The sequence below is a fragment of the Vibrio sp. PID17_43 genome, assembly GCF_002608565.1.
GTDB lineage: Bacteria > Pseudomonadota > Gammaproteobacteria > Enterobacterales > Vibrionaceae > Vibrio.
In genome coordinates this window covers 1-19,842 of sequence record NZ_LIXM01000022.1, presented here as the reverse complement: position 1 = coordinate 19,842, position 19,842 = coordinate 1, and the positions used below count along the sequence as shown (strand labels likewise).

The 19,842-nt window shown below is 46.8% G+C and carries 23 protein-coding genes and 1 rRNA gene; 11 read left to right on the top strand and 13 right to left on the bottom strand.

The window, feature by feature from the left end:
• Positions 1-46: 46 nt before the first annotated feature.
• From ccoG to AK965_RS20855, 4 genes are all read right to left on the bottom strand, one after another.
• Positions 47-1,468, bottom strand: a complete 1,422-nt coding sequence (gene ccoG, locus AK965_RS15555; RefSeq protein WP_099080470.1) for a cytochrome c oxidase accessory protein CcoG — start codon at positions 1,466-1,468, stop codon at positions 47-49.
• 308 nt (positions 1,469-1,776) lie between these two features.
• A complete protein-coding gene (locus tag AK965_RS15550; RefSeq protein WP_099080469.1) occupies positions 1,777-2,043 on the bottom strand; it encodes a YihD family protein in 267 nt (88 codons plus the stop codon).
• Positions 2,044-2,166: 123 nt separating this feature from the next.
• Complete coding sequence (locus tag AK965_RS15545) at positions 2,167-2,334, bottom strand: hypothetical protein (protein WP_099080468.1); 168 nt, start codon at positions 2,332-2,334, stop codon at positions 2,167-2,169.
• An 8-nt stretch (positions 2,335-2,342) separates the two neighbouring features.
• Entirely contained in the window at positions 2,343-2,471 is a 129-nt protein-coding gene (locus AK965_RS20855; protein ID WP_259343781.1) for a hypothetical protein, read from the bottom strand.
• A 160-nt stretch (positions 2,472-2,631) separates the two neighbouring features.
• Here AK965_RS20855 and AK965_RS15540 point away from each other — a divergent pair, with 160 nt between their 5' ends.
• Together AK965_RS15540 and AK965_RS15535 are read left to right on the top strand one after the other, a co-directional pair.
• Positions 2,632-3,438, top strand: coding sequence for a sporulation protein (locus tag AK965_RS15540; RefSeq protein ID WP_172438171.1), 807 nt, complete (start codon positions 2,632-2,634; stop codon positions 3,436-3,438).
• A 73-nt stretch (positions 3,439-3,511) separates the two neighbouring features.
• On the top strand, positions 3,512-4,165 hold the full coding sequence (locus tag AK965_RS15535; protein WP_172438170.1) for a hemolysin III family protein: 654 nt from the start codon (positions 3,512-3,514) through the stop codon (positions 4,163-4,165).
• 38 nt (positions 4,166-4,203) lie between these two features.
• On the opposite strand, the gene AK965_RS15530 is transcribed toward AK965_RS15535, so the two are convergent.
• The 6 genes from AK965_RS15530 to def all read right to left on the bottom strand — a co-directional run bounded on the left by AK965_RS15530 (position 4,204) and on the right by def (position 10,568).
• Positions 4,204-4,782 carry a DUF3157 family protein gene (locus AK965_RS15530; RefSeq protein ID WP_099080465.1) on the bottom strand — a complete coding sequence of 193 codons (579 nt, stop codon included), beginning with the start codon at positions 4,780-4,782 and terminating at the stop codon, positions 4,204-4,206.
• A 26-nt stretch (positions 4,783-4,808) separates the two neighbouring features.
• Positions 4,809-6,254, bottom strand: a complete 1,446-nt coding sequence (locus AK965_RS15525) for a TrkH family potassium uptake protein (protein ID WP_099080464.1) — start codon at positions 6,252-6,254, stop codon at positions 4,809-4,811.
• A 9-nt stretch (positions 6,255-6,263) separates the two neighbouring features.
• Positions 6,264-7,640, bottom strand: coding sequence for a Trk system potassium transporter TrkA (gene trkA / locus AK965_RS15520; RefSeq protein ID WP_099080463.1), 1,377 nt, complete (start codon positions 7,638-7,640; stop codon positions 6,264-6,266).
• A 64-nt stretch (positions 7,641-7,704) separates the two neighbouring features.
• A complete protein-coding gene (gene rsmB, locus AK965_RS15515) occupies positions 7,705-8,988 on the bottom strand; it encodes a 16S rRNA (cytosine(967)-C(5))-methyltransferase RsmB (RefSeq protein ID WP_099080462.1) in 1,284 nt (427 codons plus the stop codon).
• 80 nt (positions 8,989-9,068) lie between these two features.
• Positions 9,069-10,016 carry a methionyl-tRNA formyltransferase gene (gene fmt / locus AK965_RS15510; RefSeq protein WP_099080461.1) on the bottom strand — a complete coding sequence of 316 codons (948 nt, stop codon included), beginning with the start codon at positions 10,014-10,016 and terminating at the stop codon, positions 9,069-9,071.
• Between the two features lie 33 nt (positions 10,017-10,049).
• Complete coding sequence (gene def / locus AK965_RS15505; protein WP_216360618.1) at positions 10,050-10,568, bottom strand: peptide deformylase; 519 nt, start codon at positions 10,566-10,568, stop codon at positions 10,050-10,052.
• Between the two features lie 138 nt (positions 10,569-10,706).
• On the opposite strand from def, the gene AK965_RS15500 reads away from it, so the two are divergent.
• From AK965_RS15500 to AK965_RS15485, 4 genes are read left to right on the top strand one after another with little or no spacing between them, the layout of a single operon-like run.
• Positions 10,707-11,801, top strand: coding sequence for a LysM peptidoglycan-binding domain-containing protein (locus AK965_RS15500; protein WP_099080459.1), 1,095 nt, complete (start codon positions 10,707-10,709; stop codon positions 11,799-11,801).
• The gene (gene dprA, locus AK965_RS15495; RefSeq protein WP_099080458.1) at positions 11,785-12,894 is read left to right on the top strand and encodes a DNA-processing protein DprA; all 1,110 of its coding nucleotides are present in this window, start codon (positions 11,785-11,787) and stop codon (positions 12,892-12,894) included. The genes AK965_RS15500 and dprA overlap by 17 nt, the downstream gene beginning before the upstream one ends.
• 2 nt (positions 12,895-12,896) lie before the next feature.
• Positions 12,897-13,376, top strand: coding sequence for a DUF494 family protein (locus AK965_RS15490; protein ID WP_099080457.1), 480 nt, complete (start codon positions 12,897-12,899; stop codon positions 13,374-13,376).
• 16 nt (positions 13,377-13,392) lie between these two features.
• Complete coding sequence (locus AK965_RS15485; protein WP_099080456.1) at positions 13,393-13,962, top strand: type I DNA topoisomerase; 570 nt, start codon at positions 13,393-13,395, stop codon at positions 13,960-13,962.
• 63 nt (positions 13,963-14,025) lie between these two features.
• Here the strand turns inward: AK965_RS15485 and AK965_RS15480 are convergent, their stop codons facing one another.
• Positions 14,026-15,159 (bottom strand): 5-(carboxyamino)imidazole ribonucleotide synthase, encoded by a 1,134-nt coding sequence (locus tag AK965_RS15480; protein ID WP_099080455.1) that lies wholly within the window; start codon positions 15,157-15,159, stop codon positions 14,026-14,028.
• A 4-nt stretch (positions 15,160-15,163) separates the two neighbouring features.
• Positions 15,164-15,649, bottom strand: a complete 486-nt coding sequence (purE, locus tag AK965_RS15475; protein ID WP_099080454.1) for a 5-(carboxyamino)imidazole ribonucleotide mutase — start codon at positions 15,647-15,649, stop codon at positions 15,164-15,166.
• Between the two features lie 200 nt (positions 15,650-15,849).
• Between purE and AK965_RS15470 the strand changes: the two genes are divergently transcribed.
• The 4 genes from AK965_RS15470 to AK965_RS15455 all read left to right on the top strand — a co-directional run bounded on the left by AK965_RS15470 (position 15,850) and on the right by AK965_RS15455 (position 18,560).
• Entirely contained in the window at positions 15,850-16,407 is a 558-nt protein-coding gene (locus AK965_RS15470; RefSeq protein ID WP_099080453.1) for an L-threonylcarbamoyladenylate synthase, read from the top strand.
• A 34-nt stretch (positions 16,408-16,441) separates the two neighbouring features.
• On the top strand, positions 16,442-17,359 hold the full coding sequence (hemF, locus tag AK965_RS15465; RefSeq protein ID WP_099080452.1) for an oxygen-dependent coproporphyrinogen oxidase: 918 nt from the start codon (positions 16,442-16,444) through the stop codon (positions 17,357-17,359).
• Positions 17,360-17,459: 100 nt separating this feature from the next.
• The gene (gene aroE / locus AK965_RS15460) at positions 17,460-18,290 is read left to right on the top strand and encodes a shikimate dehydrogenase (RefSeq protein ID WP_099080451.1); all 831 of its coding nucleotides are present in this window, start codon (positions 17,460-17,462) and stop codon (positions 18,288-18,290) included.
• 6 nt (positions 18,291-18,296) lie between these two features.
• Complete coding sequence (locus AK965_RS15455; RefSeq protein ID WP_099080450.1) at positions 18,297-18,560, top strand: DUF1488 domain-containing protein; 264 nt, start codon at positions 18,297-18,299, stop codon at positions 18,558-18,560.
• On the opposite strand, the gene AK965_RS15450 is transcribed toward AK965_RS15455, so the two are convergent.
• Positions 18,550-19,116 (bottom strand): gamma carbonic anhydrase family protein, encoded by a 567-nt coding sequence (locus AK965_RS15450; protein ID WP_099080449.1) that lies wholly within the window; start codon positions 19,114-19,116, stop codon positions 18,550-18,552. The two genes, AK965_RS15455 and AK965_RS15450, sit on opposite strands and share 11 nt — an antisense overlap.
• Before the next feature lie 527 nt (positions 19,117-19,643).
• Here AK965_RS15450 and AK965_RS15440 point away from each other — a divergent pair.
• Positions 19,644-19,842, top strand: a 16S ribosomal RNA gene (locus AK965_RS15440); the annotation flags it as partial.

Sequence of the window (19,842 nt, the reverse complement as noted above, 5' to 3'; positions counted from 1 at the left end):
AAATAAAAAGGCTCATTGCTGAGCCTTGTTCCATTAGTTATCGAAGTTATAGCTTCTTGATAAATCGGCTTTCCACTTCGATAGTGAATTCGTTGCTCTTATCGCTGAGTATAAACTGAATTGTCGTGATCGCAGAGTTTAGCTTGTCAGGATCTGCGCCTAGGCTCATTGGTAAGTTGAAGACTTCGCCCGGCTGTACTTCAATGGTCTGTTTGCCGTACCAACTGACGTTGCTCAACCCTTCCACATCCAAGTTGTATTCTTGAACTTGTTGGGTTTTGTTGATGATTTTCAGGGTGTAGGTGTTTTCCACTTCGCCAGAGCTGTTCACGCGGAACAACTGGTTACGATCACGCAGTACGCTCATGCCGGCTGGGTCAACGGAGGTGACTTGAAGGAAGAACAAGCCAATCATCACCAACAACACTGCGCCATAGCCAAGTAGTTTCGGACGCAGAACCTTGGTTTGTTTACCGGATAAGCGGTGCTCGGTGGTGTAATTGATCAGGCCTTTCTCATAGCCCATACGCTCCATGGTTTGGTCACATGCATCAATACAGGCCCCACAGTTGATGCATTCGTACTGTAAGCCGTCACGAATGTCTATACCTGTTGGGCACACCTGAACACACAGATCACAGTCGATACAGTCACCTAAACCAAGCTGTGTTGGATCGGCTTTACGAGAGCGAGGTCCGCGTTGCTCACCACGTGTGGTGTCGTAGCCCACAATAAAAGTGTCTTTATCAAACATTGCTGATTGGAAGCGCGCATATGGACACATGTGTAAGCAGACGATGGATCGCATCCAACCAGCATTGGCGTAGGTGCAGATGGCAAAAAACATCACCCAAAAAACAGGCCAAAAGCTGGAACTTAACGTGAAAAAGCCCAGTACCAGTTGTTTAATGGGGACAAAGTACCCAACAAAAGTGAAGCCAGTCGCGAGCGCAATAGCAAACCAAGCGATGTGTTTGAGCATTTTGCGCATCGCTAAATTGGCAGTTATTTTATTGGCGTCTTGCTTGCGGCGTTTATTGGCGCTGCCCTCTAACTTTTCTTCAAACCAGATGTACATAAAGGTCCATACGGTTTGTGGACACAGATATCCACACCAAACCCGACCTAAAAAGGTAGTAATGAAGAACAATCCAAATGCCGCGATGACAAACAGTAAAGCGAGTAAGGTTAGGTCTTGAGGGTAAAGGGTGGTACCGACAAAGTTAAATTGCTGGTTGCCAATATCAAGTAAAATGGCCTGACGTTCGCCATAAGGAATCCATGGCGTAATCGCGAACAGCAGTAGCAAGAACCAACCACCGTAGCGGCGCAGTTTTTGGTAGGTTCCTTTACTTTCACGAACATAAATTCGATTGCTAGGATTGAACCGATCGCCTTTCCCTTTGTGGGTTTTCGGATTATAGCTTTTGGGAGTCACATCTTTGATATCGATTTTATCCTGACTCATGGACATTTCCTTCTTTAGGCTTTTTATCATGTGCGGCGACACTTCTGTTGATGCCACTCGATAACATCGCTGCTATACCCATATCATGAACCATGACAGGACAAATTATTTTAGTAAACACTGATGAACGGAGGATTATACAATTAATAACAATTGCGTTTCTTTAACGCAGTCAACGTTTAACAACAAAAGTCAGTGCAGTTAACTTGATAAATAAGTGAACAGTGATAGTAGTTACTTGAATCTACTTGATGTTGTTATAAAAAAGCGACTCGGATGAGCCGCTTAGAAGGGGGGTATTGAGCTGTTTATTCGATGATGCCACGCGCACGTAGGATTGCGGTTTTGAAGTCATCTTCTTGGTCTTTCTTGAGACCAGGGATCATCTCGTCTTTGCTGCTGTTACGCATTTTAAGGTGGTAGATCAGCACGTCATCGGTTAAATCTTCCAACTTACCTTCATAACCCGCTTCATTTGCTAGTTTTACAATGAACTGCAGTAGATTCATTTCTTGATCTTTGTGCCACTCAGGTTCAAGCAGTTCAAGTAGTTCTTCAATACGATGACACTTCATTTCTTTCTCCACAGAATTTATAGGTGTTATTTGCTACTAAAGGTATCAAATTGCTTGGCGAACACCAAATGGGAAAAGGGGGGAGAGTAAAGATAAAAGCGCAGCAATCGCTGCGCTTTTTAATTAAGCCGCTTTAACTACTTTGGTTGGAACACTTGGTTCGGCCGCTGTCTTCTCAACCAGAGTCATAGTTGACGCAACTTGTTTCGCCTTAAACGCAGAAGTGAAACCACTGCGGCGGCGCATTGCACTACGATTTGTATGTGCGAACCTGACGGTTGTTGGGCGCATTAAGGTACCTAACTGTCAGGCATATCCATTGCCAATGTAATGGCCTGAATCACTATGAGTTGAGCTTCAACAACTTGAAGGGTGGCTCTTCTGGCTTTCGCCAATCCAAATAGAGAATCAGGAATAACGATATGCATACATATCATCTATAGGTTAGCACTGTTGCTATAAGTGGTCGATAGTTGAGCAATTGAATTATCTCGTATTTGTCAATTTGGCACCTAGATCGACGTAAAAATTTGTTTTGATCCCATGATCAGCAGTAGTAGTATGAGATTTCGACAGAAGGAGGTGCATATGTCATTTTTTAAGAAGACACTTGCGAGTTTTGGCATAGGCAGTGCCAACGTGGATTCGGTTCTGAACCAGGATGTGCTCTATCCTGGTCAGAGTGTGGATGTCTCTATCCATGTCTACGGCGGAGCAACGGAACAAGTGATCGATAACATCGATCTTAAGCTTTGCTGTCGTTATATCGCTGAAGCGCCAAACGATCGAGGTGCGCGTGAAGGTCACAGCATGCGTCGCGTACCACAAACGCACGTACTGGCGAAGTGGAACCTCCCATACGCATTTAGTATCCACCCTGGCGAAGACCGCATCTTTAAGGCCAAACTTGATGTGCCGTGGAACACGCCTGTTACCATCGGTGATGCGAAAGTTTGGCTAGAGACGGGCTTAGATATTGCCATGGCGCTCGACCCAACCGACAAAGATATTCTCACCGTTAGACCCGACCCGCTGATGGATGCCATTTTGTCTGCTTTTGAAGCGCAAGGCTTACGCATTCGCCAAGTGGAGTGTGAAGAAGTGAAAGGCTTCGGTCTACCATTTGTACAAGAGTTTGAAATGGTGCCAATTGACGGCCCATACCATGGTGTATGGCGTGAGCTAGAGTTTGTTGCTCATCGTGATGAACAAAACCTTCACTTATGGTTTGAACTTGACCGTACCCGCACTGGTGCTGGTGGGATGCTGGCGAGCTTACTAGGAAGCGGTAAACTCAAGCGTGAGCTGAGCATTCCGGTGAATACTAAACTGGAAGAAGTGGGTTCACTGGTGCTTAATTACCTTGAACAAACTACTGCTGCTCGTGAAGCTTAATTTAAGCTTACGCGTGTAAGCCTAATATGCCATACTAGAGCGAATATTCAAACACTCTAGTATAGGCGCATTGATGTCCTCACAACAGAAAGCACAATACAGTCAGGGCGAAGAATTCGCTAATGCCATTACCCATGGAATTGGGATGATCTTTGGCATTGTTGGTCTAGTACTGCTCTTGATTAAAGCGGTTGATCACCAAGCGGACACTCTGACCATTACCAGCATGGCGATCTATGGCTCGAGCATGATTGTGCTGTTTCTGGCATCCACGCTCTACCACGCAATCTCCTATCCAAAAGCCAAGCGTTGGCTAAAAACCTTCGACCACTGTGCTATCTATCTTTTAATTGCAGGTAGCTACACGCCATTTTTGCTAGTGAGTTTGCGCACACCATTGGCGATAGGATTAATGATCGTGATTTGGTCCATTGCACTGGCTGGCATTATAATGAAAATCGCGTTTGTGTACCGGTTTAAGAAGTTGTCATTGATGACGTATCTGGTGATGGGGTGGCTGTCGCTGATTGTGATTTATCAGCTCGCGATAAATTTAGATATCGGCGGCTTGACGCTATTGGCTGCGGGTGGGTTGGTGTATTCGATAGGGGTGATTTTCTACGTTGCTAAACGGGTTCCATTTAACCATGCGATTTGGCATGGTTTTGTATTGGCTGGCTGTGTGTGTCACTTCTTCGCGATTTACTACTTTGTCGAGCCTATCTAATTGATAGAAATAAACTCGACAAAGTGCGCGCTATCGTATTAGCGAGTTTTCACTTCTAAGATTTCTGCAGAGAATTGGTATTGCTGAGATTGTGGCACTGCCAGTTTGATAGCTTTACCTTGCTCTGCTTGCTGTGGACGTAAGTAAGTGTCTGCCATGCGTTTGATAGATTGCCAAACGGTGACATTCTCTTTTGCTAACGGTTTGCCAGACATATCGAATACCTGTACTTCCACTTCAACCTGAATCACCGATTGTGAGCTTTGGTTGGTGATAGAGGTTGTCAAAGCCAATTCACCATCTTCATAGCTGGCTGACCCAATCAAGATATCTACGCCAGAATCCGATAGCTGCATGGTTGGTTTCTTAGCATTAACGACCACTGTCGTACCTACTTTTTTGTTTATCACAGGAATGGCCGCAATTGCTGGTTCTGCAACCGCTTCGACTTTCTCCAATGTCGTTTCTGTAGCTTTTGGTGTCGCTTTTTTAATAACGTATTCCCAGGTGAAATCATCGTTTAGTTTCACTTCGCGACCATCCGCCAGTTTCACTACTTCTTCCGCGTAGACTGAAGAAGCGGCCAGTAGGGTGGCTAGAGTTATCCATAGTTTCATTGTGATACCTTTTTAACTGAGTCTGTTTAACGGCGCCAGAACGCAGGGAAGAACAGAACAAGAATCGTCAGAATTTCCAGGCGACCCATCAACATACCAAAGCTCAACAGCCATTTTGCGGTGTCTGGCAGTGAGGCGAAGTTGCCTGTCGGGCCAATCCTAGTGCCCATACCTGGTCCAACGTTTGCGACAGCCGTGATGGCCCCCGAGATACTGGTTACAGGATCAAGACCAAGCGCACTTAAACTACCAGCGATAGCGATGATGATGATAAAGAACATTAACCCAAATGCCATCACAGAGCGTACGATATCGTCATTCACAGAGCGCTGGTTATAGCGTTGAACGAATATTCCAGAGGGGTGAATCAGCTTCATGATCTGCTTGTTGAGCAGTGTCATCGCGATTTGGAAACGGAAGATTTTTATGCCGCCAGAGGTAGAGCCGGAACATGCCCCTGCCATTAATAGGAAAGCAAATAGCGTCGCAGGTAATGCTCCCCAAGCGGTAAAGTCGTCGAGACCAAAACCGGTAGTGGTAACCACAGAGACAACGTTGAACATCGAGACGCGCAGTGCGTCAAGAACAGTGTAGCCGTTATGTATGACCAACCAAGCGGCTACGGTTAAACTTGAGAATAAAAATAGATAACCAAACCCACGCACTTGTGCGTCTTTTAGCAAAGCATCGAGGCTGCGTTTGCGCAAAGCCGCGACAAACAGTAAGAAAGGCAAACCGCCCAAGAACATGAATACCGTCGCTACCCAATGTGCGCCATGGGAGAAGCTGTTCATTGAGCTATCCGAGGTGGAGTACCCCCCTGTTGATAAGGTGGTGAAAGCATGGTTGATCGCTTCAAACAGATTCATGCCTGTTAGTAAGTAACCGATGATGCACAGCCCAGTCAGCATTAAGTACACCAATACAATGTTCTTGGCGACGGTTTTGGCTCTTGGGCTACTTTTGTCTGACCAATCGGAGGATTCGGTTTGGAATAGCTTCATACCACCCACGTTTAGCATCGGTAGAATTGCTACCGCCATCACGATAAAGCCAATGCCCCCCAGCCATTGCAAGATCGAACGCCATAGCAAGATGCTTGGTGCTATGTCATCCAAACCACTCAGTACGGTGGATCCCGTGGTCGTTAGACCTGACATGGTTTCGAAGTAGGCGTCGGTAAAGCTGATATGGTTGATGAAAATAAACGGCAGCGCGGCGAAGGCACTGGCGATGGTCCATACCAAACTCGTGATAAGGAACATATCGCGTACGCTGAGTTTGAAATTTGCGGTTCGACCAATTGTTAAGCAGATAAATGCGGCAAGGTGGGTGATCACCACCGCTTGAGCGAAATCAAGGAATCCACCTGTGCCAGTGACGAATGCGACAATCGTCGGTACGTACATAAAAAGGGCCAGTTTGGATAAAACTAGCCCGATAACAAACAGTACGGGACGTAAATTGACCATAGGAAAGGCCTAAAGGAAGAATGGACTCGGCTGGAACAGCGCTTCGACGTCTGGTACGTACTTTTTGTCGACTAGGAACATCACAACGTGGTCATCTTGTTCTATAACAGTACGGTCGTGTGCGATAAGCACTTCTTCGCCACGAACAATGGCACCAATGGTGGTTCCTGGTGGGAGTTTGATATCGCCAATCGCGCGGCCAACCACTTTGGATGTGGTTTCGTCACCATGCGCAATGGCTTCGATAGCTTCTGCTGCGCCACGACGCAGAGAAGAAACATTCACGATGTCAGCACGACGAACGTGCGTCAGTAGAGCGGAAATTGTCGCTTGCTGTGGTGAGATTGCCACATCAATCACGCCACCTTGTACGAGGTCGACATAAGCGCCACGTTGGATCAGTACCATGACCTTTTTCGCGCCCATGCGTTTTGCCAACATTGCAGACATGATGTTGGTTTCATCTTCGTTAGTCAGTGCGATGAATACGTCAACTTGATCGATGTTTTCTTCGGTCAGCAACTCTTGGTCAGCCGCATCACCACAGAAGACGATGGTGTTCTCAAGCTGCTCAGACAGTTGCTCTGCACGTTGATAGTTACGCTCAATCAGCTTTACACTGTAAGTTTGCTCTAAGCGCTTCGCTAAGCTGGCACCAATGTTACCACCACCAACAATCATGATACGACGGTAAGGCTTTTCAAGGCGCTGAAGCTCACTCATTACCGACCGAATGTGGTTACTTGCCGCAACGAAGAACACTTCATCATCGGCTTCAATAATGGTGGTGCCTTGCGGGCGAATTGGGCGGCCTTGACGGAAAATCGCCGCAACACGGGTATCAATGTGCGGCATGTGCTCACGCAGAGCAGACAGTGCGTTACCAACCAATGGGCCGCCATAGTAGGCTTTTACCGCTACTAAGCTGACTTTTTGTTCGGCAAAGCTCACTACTTGCAGGGCGCCTGGGTATTGGATAAGACGCTCGATGTAGCTGGTTACCAACTCTTCTGGTGCGATAAGGTGATCAACAGGAATGGCACCTGATTTAAACAGGGCTTCTTTTTCTGCCAAATACTCTGGAGAGCGAATACGCGCAACGCGGTTTGGTGTATTGAATAGAGTGAACGCAACCTGACAGGCGGCCATGTTGGTCTCATCGGTGTTGGTTACTGCGACGAGCATGTCGGCGTCTTGCGCACCCGCTTCATGCAGAACGTCTGGGTGGCTTGCGTGACCATTGACAACACGTAGGTCGTATTTGTCTTGTAACTCACGCAGTCGGTCGCCATTTTTGTCGACGATGGTGATGTCGTTGTTTTCACCAACTAGGTTTTCCGCCAGCGTGCCGCCAACCTGACCAGCACCAAGAATAATGATTTTCATACTCTTTACTCGTTATCTGAAAAAGGCGATTGAATTCATTTCAATCGCCCTATTTAGCATGCTGTTATGCGTGTTTTTTTGTTAGCACTGCGTAGTAGAAACCATCCATATCTTCTTCGCCTGGCAGAATCTGACGACCAGGTTGTTTTGGATCGGAGTCCACCAATTGCGCATCCGCAGTACGTACCAAGAACGCTTTTACTTGTTCCACGTTTTCTTGTGGTGTGATTGAGCAAGTCGCGTAAACCATGGTGCCGCCAGGTTTTAATTGTGCCCACATAGCGTCAAAAATTTCGCTTTGTAGCTCAGCAAGGGCGGTAATATCATCAGCACGACGTAGCCATTTGATGTCTGGGTGACGACGAATGACGCCCGTCGCAGAACACGGTGCATCCAACAATATGCGATCAAATTGTTCGCCTTGCCACCATTCTTGAGGATGACGCGCATCGCCGCAAACCACTTTTGCCTGAAGGTTGAGACGCTTCAGGTTTTCGTGCACACGTTTAAGGCGAGTGTCATCGCAGTCAATGGCAACGACTTCACTGCCGGACGTACGTTCAAGAATGTGCGCCGTCTTACCACCAGGTGCTGCACAGCAGTCTAGGATTAGCTCGCCATCTTTTGGCTCAAGATAATTAATCGACAGCTGCGCCGCCGCATCTTGCACCGATACCCAACCTTTTTCAAAGCCTGGTAGTTTCATCACATCGCATGGCGCCGCCAATTTTAGGGCGTCCATTGCTTGTGTGTGTGGCGTGTTATCAATGTTTTCATTATTGAGCAGCGCTTGATACTCATCACGGGTATGGTGCTGGTGGTTGACTCGTAGCCACATTGGCGCTTTCTGGTTGTTGGCTTCAACAATGCTTTCCCATTGCTCAGGGTAAGCGTCTTGCAGCAATTTTAGCAGCCAGCTTGGGTGGCCATATTTGCCCGCATTATTGCTGACTGCCATTTGGTCTAATTCTTCTTGGTTGCGTTGGTAGTTACGCAATACCGCGTTGATCAGACCACGTAGACGAGGGCCTTTCAGCTCTTTCGTACCTTCAACCGTTTCACCTACAGCCGCGTGCGCAGGAATACGCATAAAACTCAGTTGGTAAATACCAACCAGAATCAAGTGGTGGAATACGCGTTGCTTGCCTTTGAGTGGCTTGTCCATCAGTTGGTTAGCAATGATTTCTAGGCGAGGGAGGTAACGTAGAGCGCCGTAACAGATCTCTTGCAGCAGAGCGTGATCACGAGGTCGTACGTTTTGTTGAGCCGCTGGAAGAGCGCTTGAAAGTGAGTGACCCTTGTCGACGACAAGATACAAGACGTTGGCAGCCGCAGCGCGAACATTCATGATGAGTACCTTAAAGTAAAGGAGGGCATCTCTGCCCTCTAAAAGTTCGTATTATTGGTCTTTGACACTATTGTTTGGTTTTAAACCAATTGAGTGCCAACTTCAAACCAAGATGCACGTGAGTTCAGAATATCTTGAACTGACATGGCTTTTTTACCTGGAACTTGCAATTGTTCTAATACCAGTACGCCGTTGCCAGTCGCAACATAAATACCAGTTTTATCTGCCTGCACAATGGTGCCAGCAGGCTTGTTACTGATTTGTTCAGCAACACGGCTTTGCCATACTTTGATGCTGTTTTCAGCCGTTTCAAAGTGGCTCATTGGCCATGGGTTGAATGCGCGAACGCAACGTTCGATGTGCGCGGCGTCGTTATTCCAATCGATGCGCGCTTCTTCTTTGCTTAGCTTCTTCGCGTAGTTTGCTAGCTCATCCTCTTGCTTCACTGGTTCTGCTTTGCCTGCTGCGATGTCTAATAGGCAGTCAATCAAAGCATCAGGACCTAAGCCTGCGAGCTTCTCGTACATTGACGCGCTGGTGTCGGTTGCTTCAATCGGCAGTGTTGCGATTTTTAGCATGTCGCCAGTATCTAGACCGATGTCCATTTGCATAATGGTGACGCCAGTTTCAGCGTCACCGGACCAAATAGAGCGCTGGATAGGTGCCGCGCCGCGCCAGCGAGGAAGAATCGAACCGTGAACGTTGATACAACCTAGCTTAGGTGTGTCTAGCACGGCTTGCGGAAGTAATAGACCGTAAGCCACGACCACCATGATGTCAGCGTTCAGATCGGCAAGCTCTTGCTTGGCTTCGTCTGATTTGAAGTTTTCTGGTTGGTAAACCGGAATGTCGTGCTCAAGCGCGATGGTTTTTACTGGGCTAGCAGTAAGCTTCTTACCACGACCTGCCGGGCGGTCTGGTTGAGTGTAAACCGCAATTACTTCGTGCTCCGAAGACAACAACGCCGCCAAGTGACGGGCGGCGAAATCCGGAGTACCTGCAAAGACAATACGTAAAGACTGACTCAAGGTAGGCTTCCTTCTAATTAAATTGTATCGAGATTACGCGCTTTGCTGTTTCTCGTTAAAGCGTTTGATTTTTGCTAACTTGTCTTGGATACGCTTACGCTTCAGTGGCGATAGGTAATCAACGAACAGTTTGCCCATGAGATGGTCTAGTTCGTGTTGAACACAAATTGCTAGCAGATCGTCGGCTTCAAAGGTGTATTCTTTGCCATCGCGATCTAGGGCTTTAACCGACACTTCAGCAGCGCGAGGTACAAGTGCACGAGCACCTGGTACCGATAGACAGCCTTCTTCGATGCCATCTTCGCCACGCTTTTCCAGAATCTCTGGGTTGATAAGCACCATTGGCTCATCGCGAGTTTCTGAAATATCAATCACTACGATACGTTGGTGGATATCAACCTGCGTTGCAGCCAGACCAATACCTTCTTCGTCGTACATGGTTTCAATCATGTCATCGACAATTTTTTGAATCTCAGGTGTCACCGCTTCTACAGGCTTTGCAACGGTACGCAGGCGATCATCTGGGAATGTTAATACTTGTAATACAGACATATTCACTCGAAATATTGAACTGTGCCGTAACAGCACAAACCTTGTTGGCTCAATTCTAGACATTTTATGACCTAAATGACAGCATCCTGATACCAATTTCCATTCTGGTAACTGTCTAACAGGCCAAGGACGAGGGTCATGAATCGAATTTTCCGCAACGTTTCTCGTAATACGTTGCCGTTACTTTTCTCTTTCAGTGCCGTAGCAAACACGGACTCCCAACCACTTACCGTTAAAGATGATGCACCCAAAACTTACGTTGTGGTCAAAGGTGACACGCTTTGGGATATTTCGGCGATGTATCTGGATAGCCCTTGGCTGTGGCCTCGTCTATGGCAGGTAAACCCAGAAATTGATAACCCACATCTGATTTACCCAGGCGATAAGTTATCACTGGTGTGGATTAACGGTCAGCCAGTTTTAAGCTTAAAGCCAGTCAAAAAGCTCAGTCCAAAAGCGCGTATCACCGAGAAGAAAGCGGTACCGAGCGTTGCGGAAGGGTTGGTGGTGCCATATATGAAATCTGATCGTTTAGTCGATGATGAGACACTAGATAATGCCGCGAAAGTGATGGGCAGTAGCAAAGGCAATAAATTTCTGACTACAGAAGACACACTGTACATCAGTGGCGAGCAAACTTCGACTGGATGGGCAATCTATCGGCCTGTGGGGACCTTTTCACGTGATGATGTATCACAACAAATCACGGCGCTGCGTTTGATTGCTAAAGGAGAACTTGTTGAAGCATCAAGTCAGTTTTCTGGTTTGAAAATCACCACACAACTGCAAGAGATTGTCCGTAACGACATTGCTTTGCCAGTTCAAGTTCTTGATAACGGTGATTTCACCGCGACATTCACTCCGTTGCCATCACCACAAGGCTCTTCTGCAAAATTATTGGGGAATATTGAAGGCATTCGTTATAGCTCGACCAACCAAGTTGTGGTGATAGATAAAGGCACATCGGATGCGCTTCGCCAAGGTAGTGTGTTTGATTTGAAAGAAGACGCACACCCAGTATTCAAATATGGTGATGACTTTGCCAAAGATAATGGTGTGCTTGATACGAAAATAACCTTGCCACAAAGCAAGGTCGGGGAGTTGTTAGTGATCCGCCCGTATGAGTATTTCAGTCTTGCTTTGATCACCAATAGCACTAAACCTATCAATAAAGAGGTCTCTGTGGTTTCTCCTCTGGCAGAGGAATCGACCACCAATGAAATCACACAATGATACCGACCTCGCTGCCTGGTTAAAACTAAGCTGCTTACCAGGCATTGGTGGGGTTAAGATGAATAAGCTGCTGAGCAAAGACACGCCGAATAACATTGTCCAGTACTCGACTGAGCAGCTTCTCTGCCTTGGGTTTACGACGAAACAGTTACAAGCATGGTCTAAGGTCGATAAAGAAGTCGAGGCTTGTTTAACTTGGTTAGCATTATCTTCCCATCACTCTATTCTCACCTTGGCGAATCCGCTTTATCCGCCACTTCTTAAACAAACGGTCGCGCCACCTCCTTTGTTATTTGTAAAAGGAGAGCCGAGTTTTTTGTCTCAACCGCAAATCGCCATGGTTGGCAGTCGCAATGCTAGTGTGGATGGTTTGCAACATGCTCGCAGCTTTGCTTCAGAACTCGTACAGCATGATCTGATTGTGACCAGTGGCTTGGCTTTGGGTATTGACGGACATGCTCATGATGGTGCTCTCCACGCAGGCGGTAAAACTGTTGCGGTGTTGGGATCTGGATTAGATCAAGTGTATCCAGCAAGGCATCGAGGGTTAGCGCAGCGAGTGATGGAAAACGGCGCATTAGTCTCGGAGTTTCGCCCTGATGCCAAACCGCGCGCAGAGAACTTTCCGCGTCGTAATCGGATTATTAGTGGTTTGTCGCTCGGTGTTTTAGTCGTAGAAGCGGCAGAAAAGAGTGGTTCTCTGATTACTGCGCGTTATGCTCTTGAACAAGGGCGAGAAGTTTTCGCTCTGCCGGCTTCGATTAGTACGCCGAATGCCAGTGGCGGCAATCAATTGATTCGTAACGGAGCTTGCCTCGTACAAAATACTCAAGATGTGTTAAATGAAATACAGTCATTGCTCGATTGGTCTATTAATCAGAGTATGGATTTATTTTCTGTTGCAATTGATGAAGAAGAATTGCCATTTCCTCAGCTGTTCGCTAACGTAGGAAATAAGGCTACACCAGTTGACATTCTTGCAAACATGACCAATATACCTGTCCAAGAAGTCATGATGCAGCTCTTAGAGCTTGAGCTTTCAGGGCATGTTGTTGCAGTATCCGGTGGCTATATTCGAAAGGGGAGGGGCTAGCTATGATGATGGATATACTTATGTATCTATTCGAAACCTACATCCATAGCGATGCAGATTTACAGGTCGATCAAGACGAGTTGGAAGATGAGCTGCTTCGTGCGGGCTTCCAGCAAAAAGACATCTACAAAGCCCTTGTCTGGTTAGAAGAGCTGGCCGCGTTGCAACAAAGCGATGCACATTCGGCGATTTCAACCAGCATTGCATCGGCATCGACACGTATCTATACATCGTCAGAGATGCAGCGTTTGGATATTGAAAGTCGTGGTTTCTTGTTGTTCCTAGAGCAAATTAACGTCCTAACCACAGAAACGCGAGAGATGGTTATCGACCGTGTGATGGGGCTAGAAACCAATGAGTTTGAGCTTGAGGACCTTAAATGGATCATTCTGATGGTGCTGTTTAATGTTCCGGGCAACGAAAATGCCTACACGCTGATGGAAGAGCTGCTGTACACCAAGGAACAAGGTATTTTGCACTAAGTATCTAGTGGTGACTATGAGTAGTAAAATCGATCACAACCTTTTCTCGGCCCATGAGCATGCACTCGAGCGCGAACTTTGCCCAAAATGCGGCGGGGAAGTCACGCTTAAGCACGGCAAACATGGCCCTTTCTTAGGTTGTAGCCAATACCCAAGTTGCGATTATATTAAGCCGCTGCACAACAATGATGGTCACATCGTTAAAGAGCTGGGTGTGCCTTGCCCTGAGTGCGGCAATGAATTGGTGTTGCGTCAAGGACGCTACGGCATGTTCGTTGGTTGCAGTCATTACCCTGCTTGTCATCATATTGAATCGATCAACCAGCCTGAATCGGAACAGCAATCGAAAGAGCAACATGCTTGCCCAGAATGTGGAAAAGGGCACTTGGTCGAACGTAAAACGCGTTTTGGTAAAACCTTCTATGCGTGCGATAACTACCCCAAGTGCAAGTTTGCGGTGAATCTACCACCAGTAAAAGGGCGCTGTGAAGCTTGCGGCTTCACCTTATTGGTAGAAAAGAAGCTCGCCAGCGGTGTGAAGTTGCAATGCGCGAGCCGTAAATGTCAGCACACCCCATCACAGTAAGGTTAAGTACAAATTAAAAAGGGTCGCACATGACGACCCTTTTACTATTTATTCAGATGGATTTTACACTTGCCACTGCTTTGCAAACTTATGCACGGCAGGGAAGGTTTGCTCATCAAGAACGTCTGCCAATGCACACAGCTTACGGTTGAGCTCACCGGTGTAATCACCGCAAACGTTGATGTGGCCCATCTTACGACCGACACGCTTCTCTTTGCCGTACCAATGAATATGGCAACCATCTATCGCAAATAATGCTTCTGGCAAGGTATCTTCACCTAGGATGTTAATCATCGAGGTTTCACGAACCAACTTAGTACTGCCTAAAGGGATGCCGCACACTGCGCGTAAGTGGTTTTCAAACTGACAGGTTTCAGCGCCTTGTTGGGTCCAGTGACCAGAGTTGTGCACGCGCGGCGCGATCTCATTGACGAGCAAAGTGCCATCAACATCGAAGAACTCCAAGGCTAATACACCAACATAGTTAAGGCTGTTGGCGACTGCCGTGAACATTTGCTTCGCTTGTTCTTGCAGTTCAGGCGCATCAATCGCAGTCGATAGGCTCAGCACACCATTGGTGTGGACGTTTTCTGCAAGTGGGTAAACTTCAACACTGCCATCTTTGCTGCGTGCACCGATTAATGAGACTTCACGGTTAAAAGGGACAAACTCTTCAGCGACAATAGCCTGAGTAGGCGTTGTTGCGATGCACTCGGCCATTTCTGCCCAAATTGCGTCGACTTGAGAGGCTTCTTTTAAGCGCCACTGGCCTTTACCATCGTAACCACCTAGCGCACTTTTCAGTACCATAGGCATGCCAACGTGTTCAATTGCGCGGTCGAAGTCTTCGCGAGTTTCTATCACATAGTACTTCGCGTTACGCACGCCAGCGTCATCAAGCAATGCCTTTTCAATACGACGATCACCACCCGCCTTGATCGCTTGTGTACTTGGAAGGAACTTACCACTCGCTTCGCACATATTGAGCACATCATGTGGAATGTGCTCGAACTCAGCGGTGATCACGTCCACTTGCTTAATCGCGTTCTCTAGACCATGGCCTAGCACATGTTGAGTCAGAGGATGAACAATATTGCCGCTACCCACATCGTAAGCTGAGATTTGGATATTCAGTGGCGCACCAGCCAGAGACATCATACGCGCCAACTGACCCGCACCAAGAACCAGTACATGCATCTGATTAATCCTCTGCAGGGTTTGGATTCGCCAATACGGTTTCCGTCTGTTCGTTACGGAACGCCTCGACTTTTGCCATGATTGCTTCATCATGTGTACCAAGGATTTGAGCGGCTAAAATGCCAGCATTTGCTGCGCCTGCTTCACCGATAGCCAGTGTGCCGACTGCAATACCTTTTGGCATTTGCACAATAGAAAGCAATGAGTCCATGCCTTTCAGTGCACGAGACTGCACCGGAACGCCAAGTACCGGAACGCTGGTAAATGCGGCAGTCATGCCTGGTAGGTGAGCAGCACCACCGGCACCGGCGATGATGACCTTAATACCGCGCTCTTTGGCGCAGCTTGCGTATTCAGCCAATAGTTGAGGAGTACGGTGAGCTGATACCACCTTCGTTTCGTAAGACACGCCAAATTGATCCAGCATCTCCGCTGCTAGTTTCATGGTTGGCCAATCTGATTTAGAACCCATGATGATACCGACTTTCATCTCAAACTCCTTCAAGCTGCAAAATTAGGTGAGCTGATTTATTTGTGCGCATTATACGGGGATTTTTACCCCAAGCAAACGTTTGCGTGCATTTGTGACTGCTCCTGATACATTTTATAAACAAATTGCTTTAGTCTCTGAGAATGAATATTTGTACACTTAGTGCAAACACAACAGACAAGACTATCAGGAAGTAATCGGTGGATAACTTTGAACAGGTGCTCGAAGCACTACAAAAAGGTGAAGTGATTGCCTATCCAACAGAAGGCGTATTTGGTGTTGGCTGTGATCCAGATAGCCCAGAGGCGATTCAGAAATTGTTAGAGCTAAAGCAGCGTCCGGTAGAAAAAGGTTTGATCCTTATTGCGGCGAGTTATGAGCAGCTTCTGCCTTACATTGATGAATCGCAACTGACTCAAGAACAGTTAGATAAAGTACACGCAACGTGGCCGGGTCCATACACTTGGATCATGCCAGCGAGTGATAAAGTTTCAAGTTGGGTCTCGGGTCAATTTGATTCGATTGCTGTACGTGTGACCGATCATCCTTTAGTTCAAAAGATGTGTAATGCATTTGGAAAGCCGTTAACCTCTACTAGCGCGAATCTTACCGGTTTTCCTCCCTGCATGACGACGCAAGAAGTTGAAGAGCAATTGGGTGACCGATTGGTGGCTATCTTACGTGGTGAGACCTGCGGTCGTGATAAACCAAGTGAAATTCGTGATGCTAAAACCTCGCAAATATTAAGACAGGGCTAACCCTGCTAGTCAGCAATCAATAGGTAATACACGTATGTCAGCAATCGATAAGCACGCGGTAAAGCAGTTCCTGATGTCGCTTCAGGATTCCATTTGTCAGCAATTAGAACAAGAAGATGGAAAGGCCTTCTTTGTCGAAGATGCATGGCAACGTGAAAAAGGAGAGCGCCTTGGTGGCGGTGGTCGCACTCGCGTATTACGTGATGGTGACATCTTTGAACAGGGGGGAGTGAACTTCTCTCATGTGGAAGGTAAGAAAATGCCTGCATCTGCGACGGCGCATCGTCCAGAGTTAGCTGGTCGCCGTTTTGAGGCGATGGGCGTTTCTCTGGTTATTCACCCTAAAAACCCCTATGTGCCAACGTCTCACGCCAACGTCCGCTTCTTTATTGCCGAGAAAGATGGTGAAGACCCTATCTGGTGGTTTGGTGGTGGCTTTGACCTAACTCCTTTCTACCCATTTGAAGAAGATTGCCAATCATGGCACGACACCGCAAAGCAGCTTTGCGCGCCATTTGGTGACGACGTTTACGCAGAACATAAAGCGTGGTGTGACAAATACTTCTTCCTACCTCATCGCAATGAAACTCGTGGTATTGGCGGTTTGTTCTTTGATGATCTAAACCAATGGGAGTTCGACAGGTGTTTTGACTACATCAAAGCGGTGGGTGAGGGTTATTGCCAAGCTTACCTACCTATTGTCTCTCGTCGTAAAAATATCGAATACGGCGAGCGCGAGCGCGAGTTTCAACTTTACCGTCGTGGCCGCTACGTTGAGTTCAACCTAGTGTATGACCGTGGTACGCTATTTGGTCTTCAAAGTGGTGGTCGTACAGAGTCGATTCTTATGTCAATGCCGCCGCTTGCGCGATGGGAATACAGCTACGAGCCACAAGCTGGTTCTCCAGAAGCCGAGCTTTACGAGCGATACCTAACGCCACGAGAGTGGTAAGCGTTGAATCTCCTTTTCTATATAGATAGATAGTGATAGGGTCATCTGTAATCAGGTGGCCCTGTTTTTCTCTATATAGCTAAGGAATAAAGGTAAGGAAATGACTCCGCAAATTGATCGTTATGCTGTGTTTGGTAATCCGATTGGACACAGCAAGTCGCCATTCATTCACACCTTGTTTGCTCGTCAAACCAATCAGTCTTTGGTGTACACTGCAGAAACCGCTCCTGTTGATGGCTTTGTTGAAGCGGCGAAAGCTTTTTTCGCTGACGGCGGGAAAGGGTGTAATGTGACATTACCTTTTAAAGAAGACGCTTGTCAATTTGCTAGCCGTCTTACCGAGCGAGCAGAGTTAGCTGGTGCGGTAAATACGCTTAAGAAGCTCGATGACGGTGAAATCATAGGTGATAACACCGATGGTGCGGGTTTAGTGCAAGACTTACTCCAGCATCAGGTGGTATTAGAAGGGGTTCGCATCTTAGTCATTGGTGCTGGTGGTGCGGCGCGAGGAGTGATTAAACCACTTCTTGATCAGAAGCCTGCTTCTTTAACTATAACCAACCGTACCTTTAGTAAAGCACAAGAGCTTGCAGAGCTATTTGTCTCACACGGTACTATTGTAGCCAAAGAGATGGCTACGATAGAAGAGGGATACGATGTGATTATTAACTCCACTTCTGCTTCCTTAAGCGGCGAGTTGCCCGCTATCTCTTCTGCTATCTTTTCCAGTAACAGTACTAGCTACGACATGATGTATGGCAGGGGCTTGACTAGTTTTAATCTATGGGCGAAAGAGCACGGTGCGGCCCATGCTTACGATGGTCTTGGAATGTTGGTTGGACAGGCGGCTGAAAGTTTTATGTTATGGCGTGGTTTACGTCCCGGCGCAAAACAAATTCTCAGAGAATTAAGAAAGAACCTTGAAGGTTAGTAAACAATGAATCAATCCATCTTATTCCCAGACATGCAGTTGTGGGACGAAGCATCACAATCAGTTAATTTTGCAGCGCAGCAAGCGGGTGCGCTGATTGAGTGCTACATAACAAAGCCAAAACTAGAAAAGTTAACGGGTTCTGTTATTAAAACCGAGCAAGCTGCAATTGAAGCGTTTGTCGATTATCGATTTGATATAGAAGAAATGGCAGAAGAGCTAATAAAAGATGAAGCCTTCGATGAAGAAGGCCATATCGTCATCGACTAGTTAACTCGTTGATGATGTCTTCGACTTCATTTAAGTAGTCATTTTTGTTTTGTACATAGTTATTGGCAGACTTCTGTAAGAAAGTTCGTTCTTTCTCCGATAGCGGACGAGCTTGTTTTGCCGGACTGCCTACATATAGATAGCCGCTTTCTAATCTCTTCCCTGGTGGTACTAAACTGCCAGCACCAATCATTACATCTGATTCAATTACAACGGCATCTAACACAATTGCGCCCATACCGACTAGTACACGATCGTGAATCTCACAACCATGCAGCATCACTTTGTGCCCAACGGTGACATCATTGCCTATAATAAGTGGGTAGCCATTAGGGTTTTCGGCGTTCTTGTGTGTGACATGTAAAACACTGCCATCTTGGATATTAGTTCGTTTGCCAATGTGAATATGGTTTACATCCCCTCGTGCAACAACTAAGGGCCAAACACTCGAGTCGTCACCAACTCGTATATCACCAACTAAAACAGAGGTTGAGTCGACGTATACGCGCTCACCCAGTCTGGGACTCATACCTTTATAACTTCTAATAGAACTCATGTTTACTCCTTACAAAGTGTTAATAATGGTGATATCTGGTGAGAAGAGTAGTAAAAACTAGCCGTTTGGAATAAAAAACACTCAAACGATAAAAAAATCAAAAAAAACGTGAAAAAGGGCTTGCCAATGTGATCGCAATCTCTATAATGCCACCTCGCTGACACGGCAACGTCTTCGAAAGAGGCGGAGTTGAGTTGGTAAGCCAATTAGCCAAGTGGAAACGCTTGAAAAAAGTTTGAAAAAAGTGGTTGACACTAAACTTTAACTCGCTAAAATGGCCGTCCGATTTGAGCAAAGCTCAATAGGAAAGCTCTTTAACAATATAGACCTATCAATCTGTGTGGGCACTCGTTGATGATAATCCAATTAGATACCTTGGTATCAAATTAGGTTTCAATGAACTGAGTGACCAATCAAGTCGCAAGACTTGGCACAGTCAATTCATTATCGTTCTGTTGGAACGATAATAGCTTTAAAATTACATTAGTAGTTTTGAAGTCAGTATTCGTTGAGCCGAACAAAATCTTAAATTGAAGAGTTTGATCATGGCTCAGATTGAACGCTGGCGGCAGGCCTAACACATGCAAGTCGAGCGGCAGCGACAACATTGAACCTTCGGGGGATTTGTTGGGCGGCGAGCGGCGGACGGGTGAGTAATGCCTAGGAAATTGCCCTGATGTGGGGGATAACCATTGGAAACGATGGCTAATACCGCATGATGCCTAC

Coding starts and splice junctions, on each gene's coding strand:
- AK965_RS15480 (WP_099080455.1), bottom strand. CDS start 15,159: ATGCATGTACTGGTTCTTGGTGCGGGTCAGTTGGCGCGTATGATGTCT.
- AK965_RS15550 (WP_099080469.1), bottom strand. CDS start 2,043: ATGAAGTGTCATCGTATTGAAGAACTACTTGAACTGCTTGAACCTGAG.
- AK965_RS20855 (WP_259343781.1), bottom strand. CDS start 2,471: ATGCATATCGTTATTCCTGATTCTCTATTTGGATTGGCGAAAGCCAGA.
- purE (WP_099080454.1), bottom strand. CDS start 15,649: ATGAAAGTCGGTATCATCATGGGTTCTAAATCAGATTGGCCAACCATG.
- AK965_RS15530 (WP_099080465.1), bottom strand. CDS start 4,782: ATGAAACTATGGATAACTCTAGCCACCCTACTGGCCGCTTCTTCAGTC.
- AK965_RS15525 (WP_099080464.1), bottom strand. CDS start 6,254: ATGGTCAATTTACGTCCCGTACTGTTTGTTATCGGGCTAGTTTTATCC.
- AK965_RS15500 (WP_099080459.1), top strand. CDS start 10,707: ATGAATCGAATTTTCCGCAACGTTTCTCGTAATACGTTGCCGTTACTT.
- AK965_RS15545 (WP_099080468.1), bottom strand. CDS start 2,334: ATGCGCCCAACAACCGTCAGGTTCGCACATACAAATCGTAGTGCAATG.
- AK965_RS15540 (WP_172438171.1), top strand. CDS start 2,632: ATGTCATTTTTTAAGAAGACACTTGCGAGTTTTGGCATAGGCAGTGCC.
- trkA (WP_099080463.1), bottom strand. CDS start 7,640: ATGAAAATCATTATTCTTGGTGCTGGTCAGGTTGGCGGCACGCTGGCG.
- AK965_RS15490 (WP_099080457.1), top strand. CDS start 12,897: ATGATGATGGATATACTTATGTATCTATTCGAAACCTACATCCATAGC.
- def (WP_216360618.1), bottom strand. CDS start 10,568: ATGTCTGTATTACAAGTATTAACATTCCCAGATGATCGCCTGCGTACC.
- dprA (WP_099080458.1), top strand. CDS start 11,785: ATGAAATCACACAATGATACCGACCTCGCTGCCTGGTTAAAACTAAGC.
- AK965_RS15535 (WP_172438170.1), top strand. CDS start 3,512: ATGTCCTCACAACAGAAAGCACAATACAGTCAGGGCGAAGAATTCGCT.
- hemF (WP_099080452.1), top strand. CDS start 16,442: ATGTCAGCAATCGATAAGCACGCGGTAAAGCAGTTCCTGATGTCGCTT.
- ccoG (WP_099080470.1), bottom strand. CDS start 1,468: ATGAGTCAGGATAAAATCGATATCAAAGATGTGACTCCCAAAAGCTAT.
- aroE (WP_099080451.1), top strand. CDS start 17,460: ATGACTCCGCAAATTGATCGTTATGCTGTGTTTGGTAATCCGATTGGA.
- AK965_RS15455 (WP_099080450.1), top strand. CDS start 18,297: ATGAATCAATCCATCTTATTCCCAGACATGCAGTTGTGGGACGAAGCA.
- AK965_RS15485 (WP_099080456.1), top strand. CDS start 13,393: ATGAGTAGTAAAATCGATCACAACCTTTTCTCGGCCCATGAGCATGCA.
- rsmB (WP_099080462.1), bottom strand. CDS start 8,988: ATGAATGTTCGCGCTGCGGCTGCCAACGTCTTGTATCTTGTCGTCGAC.
- AK965_RS15450 (WP_099080449.1), bottom strand. CDS start 19,116: ATGAGTTCTATTAGAAGTTATAAAGGTATGAGTCCCAGACTGGGTGAG.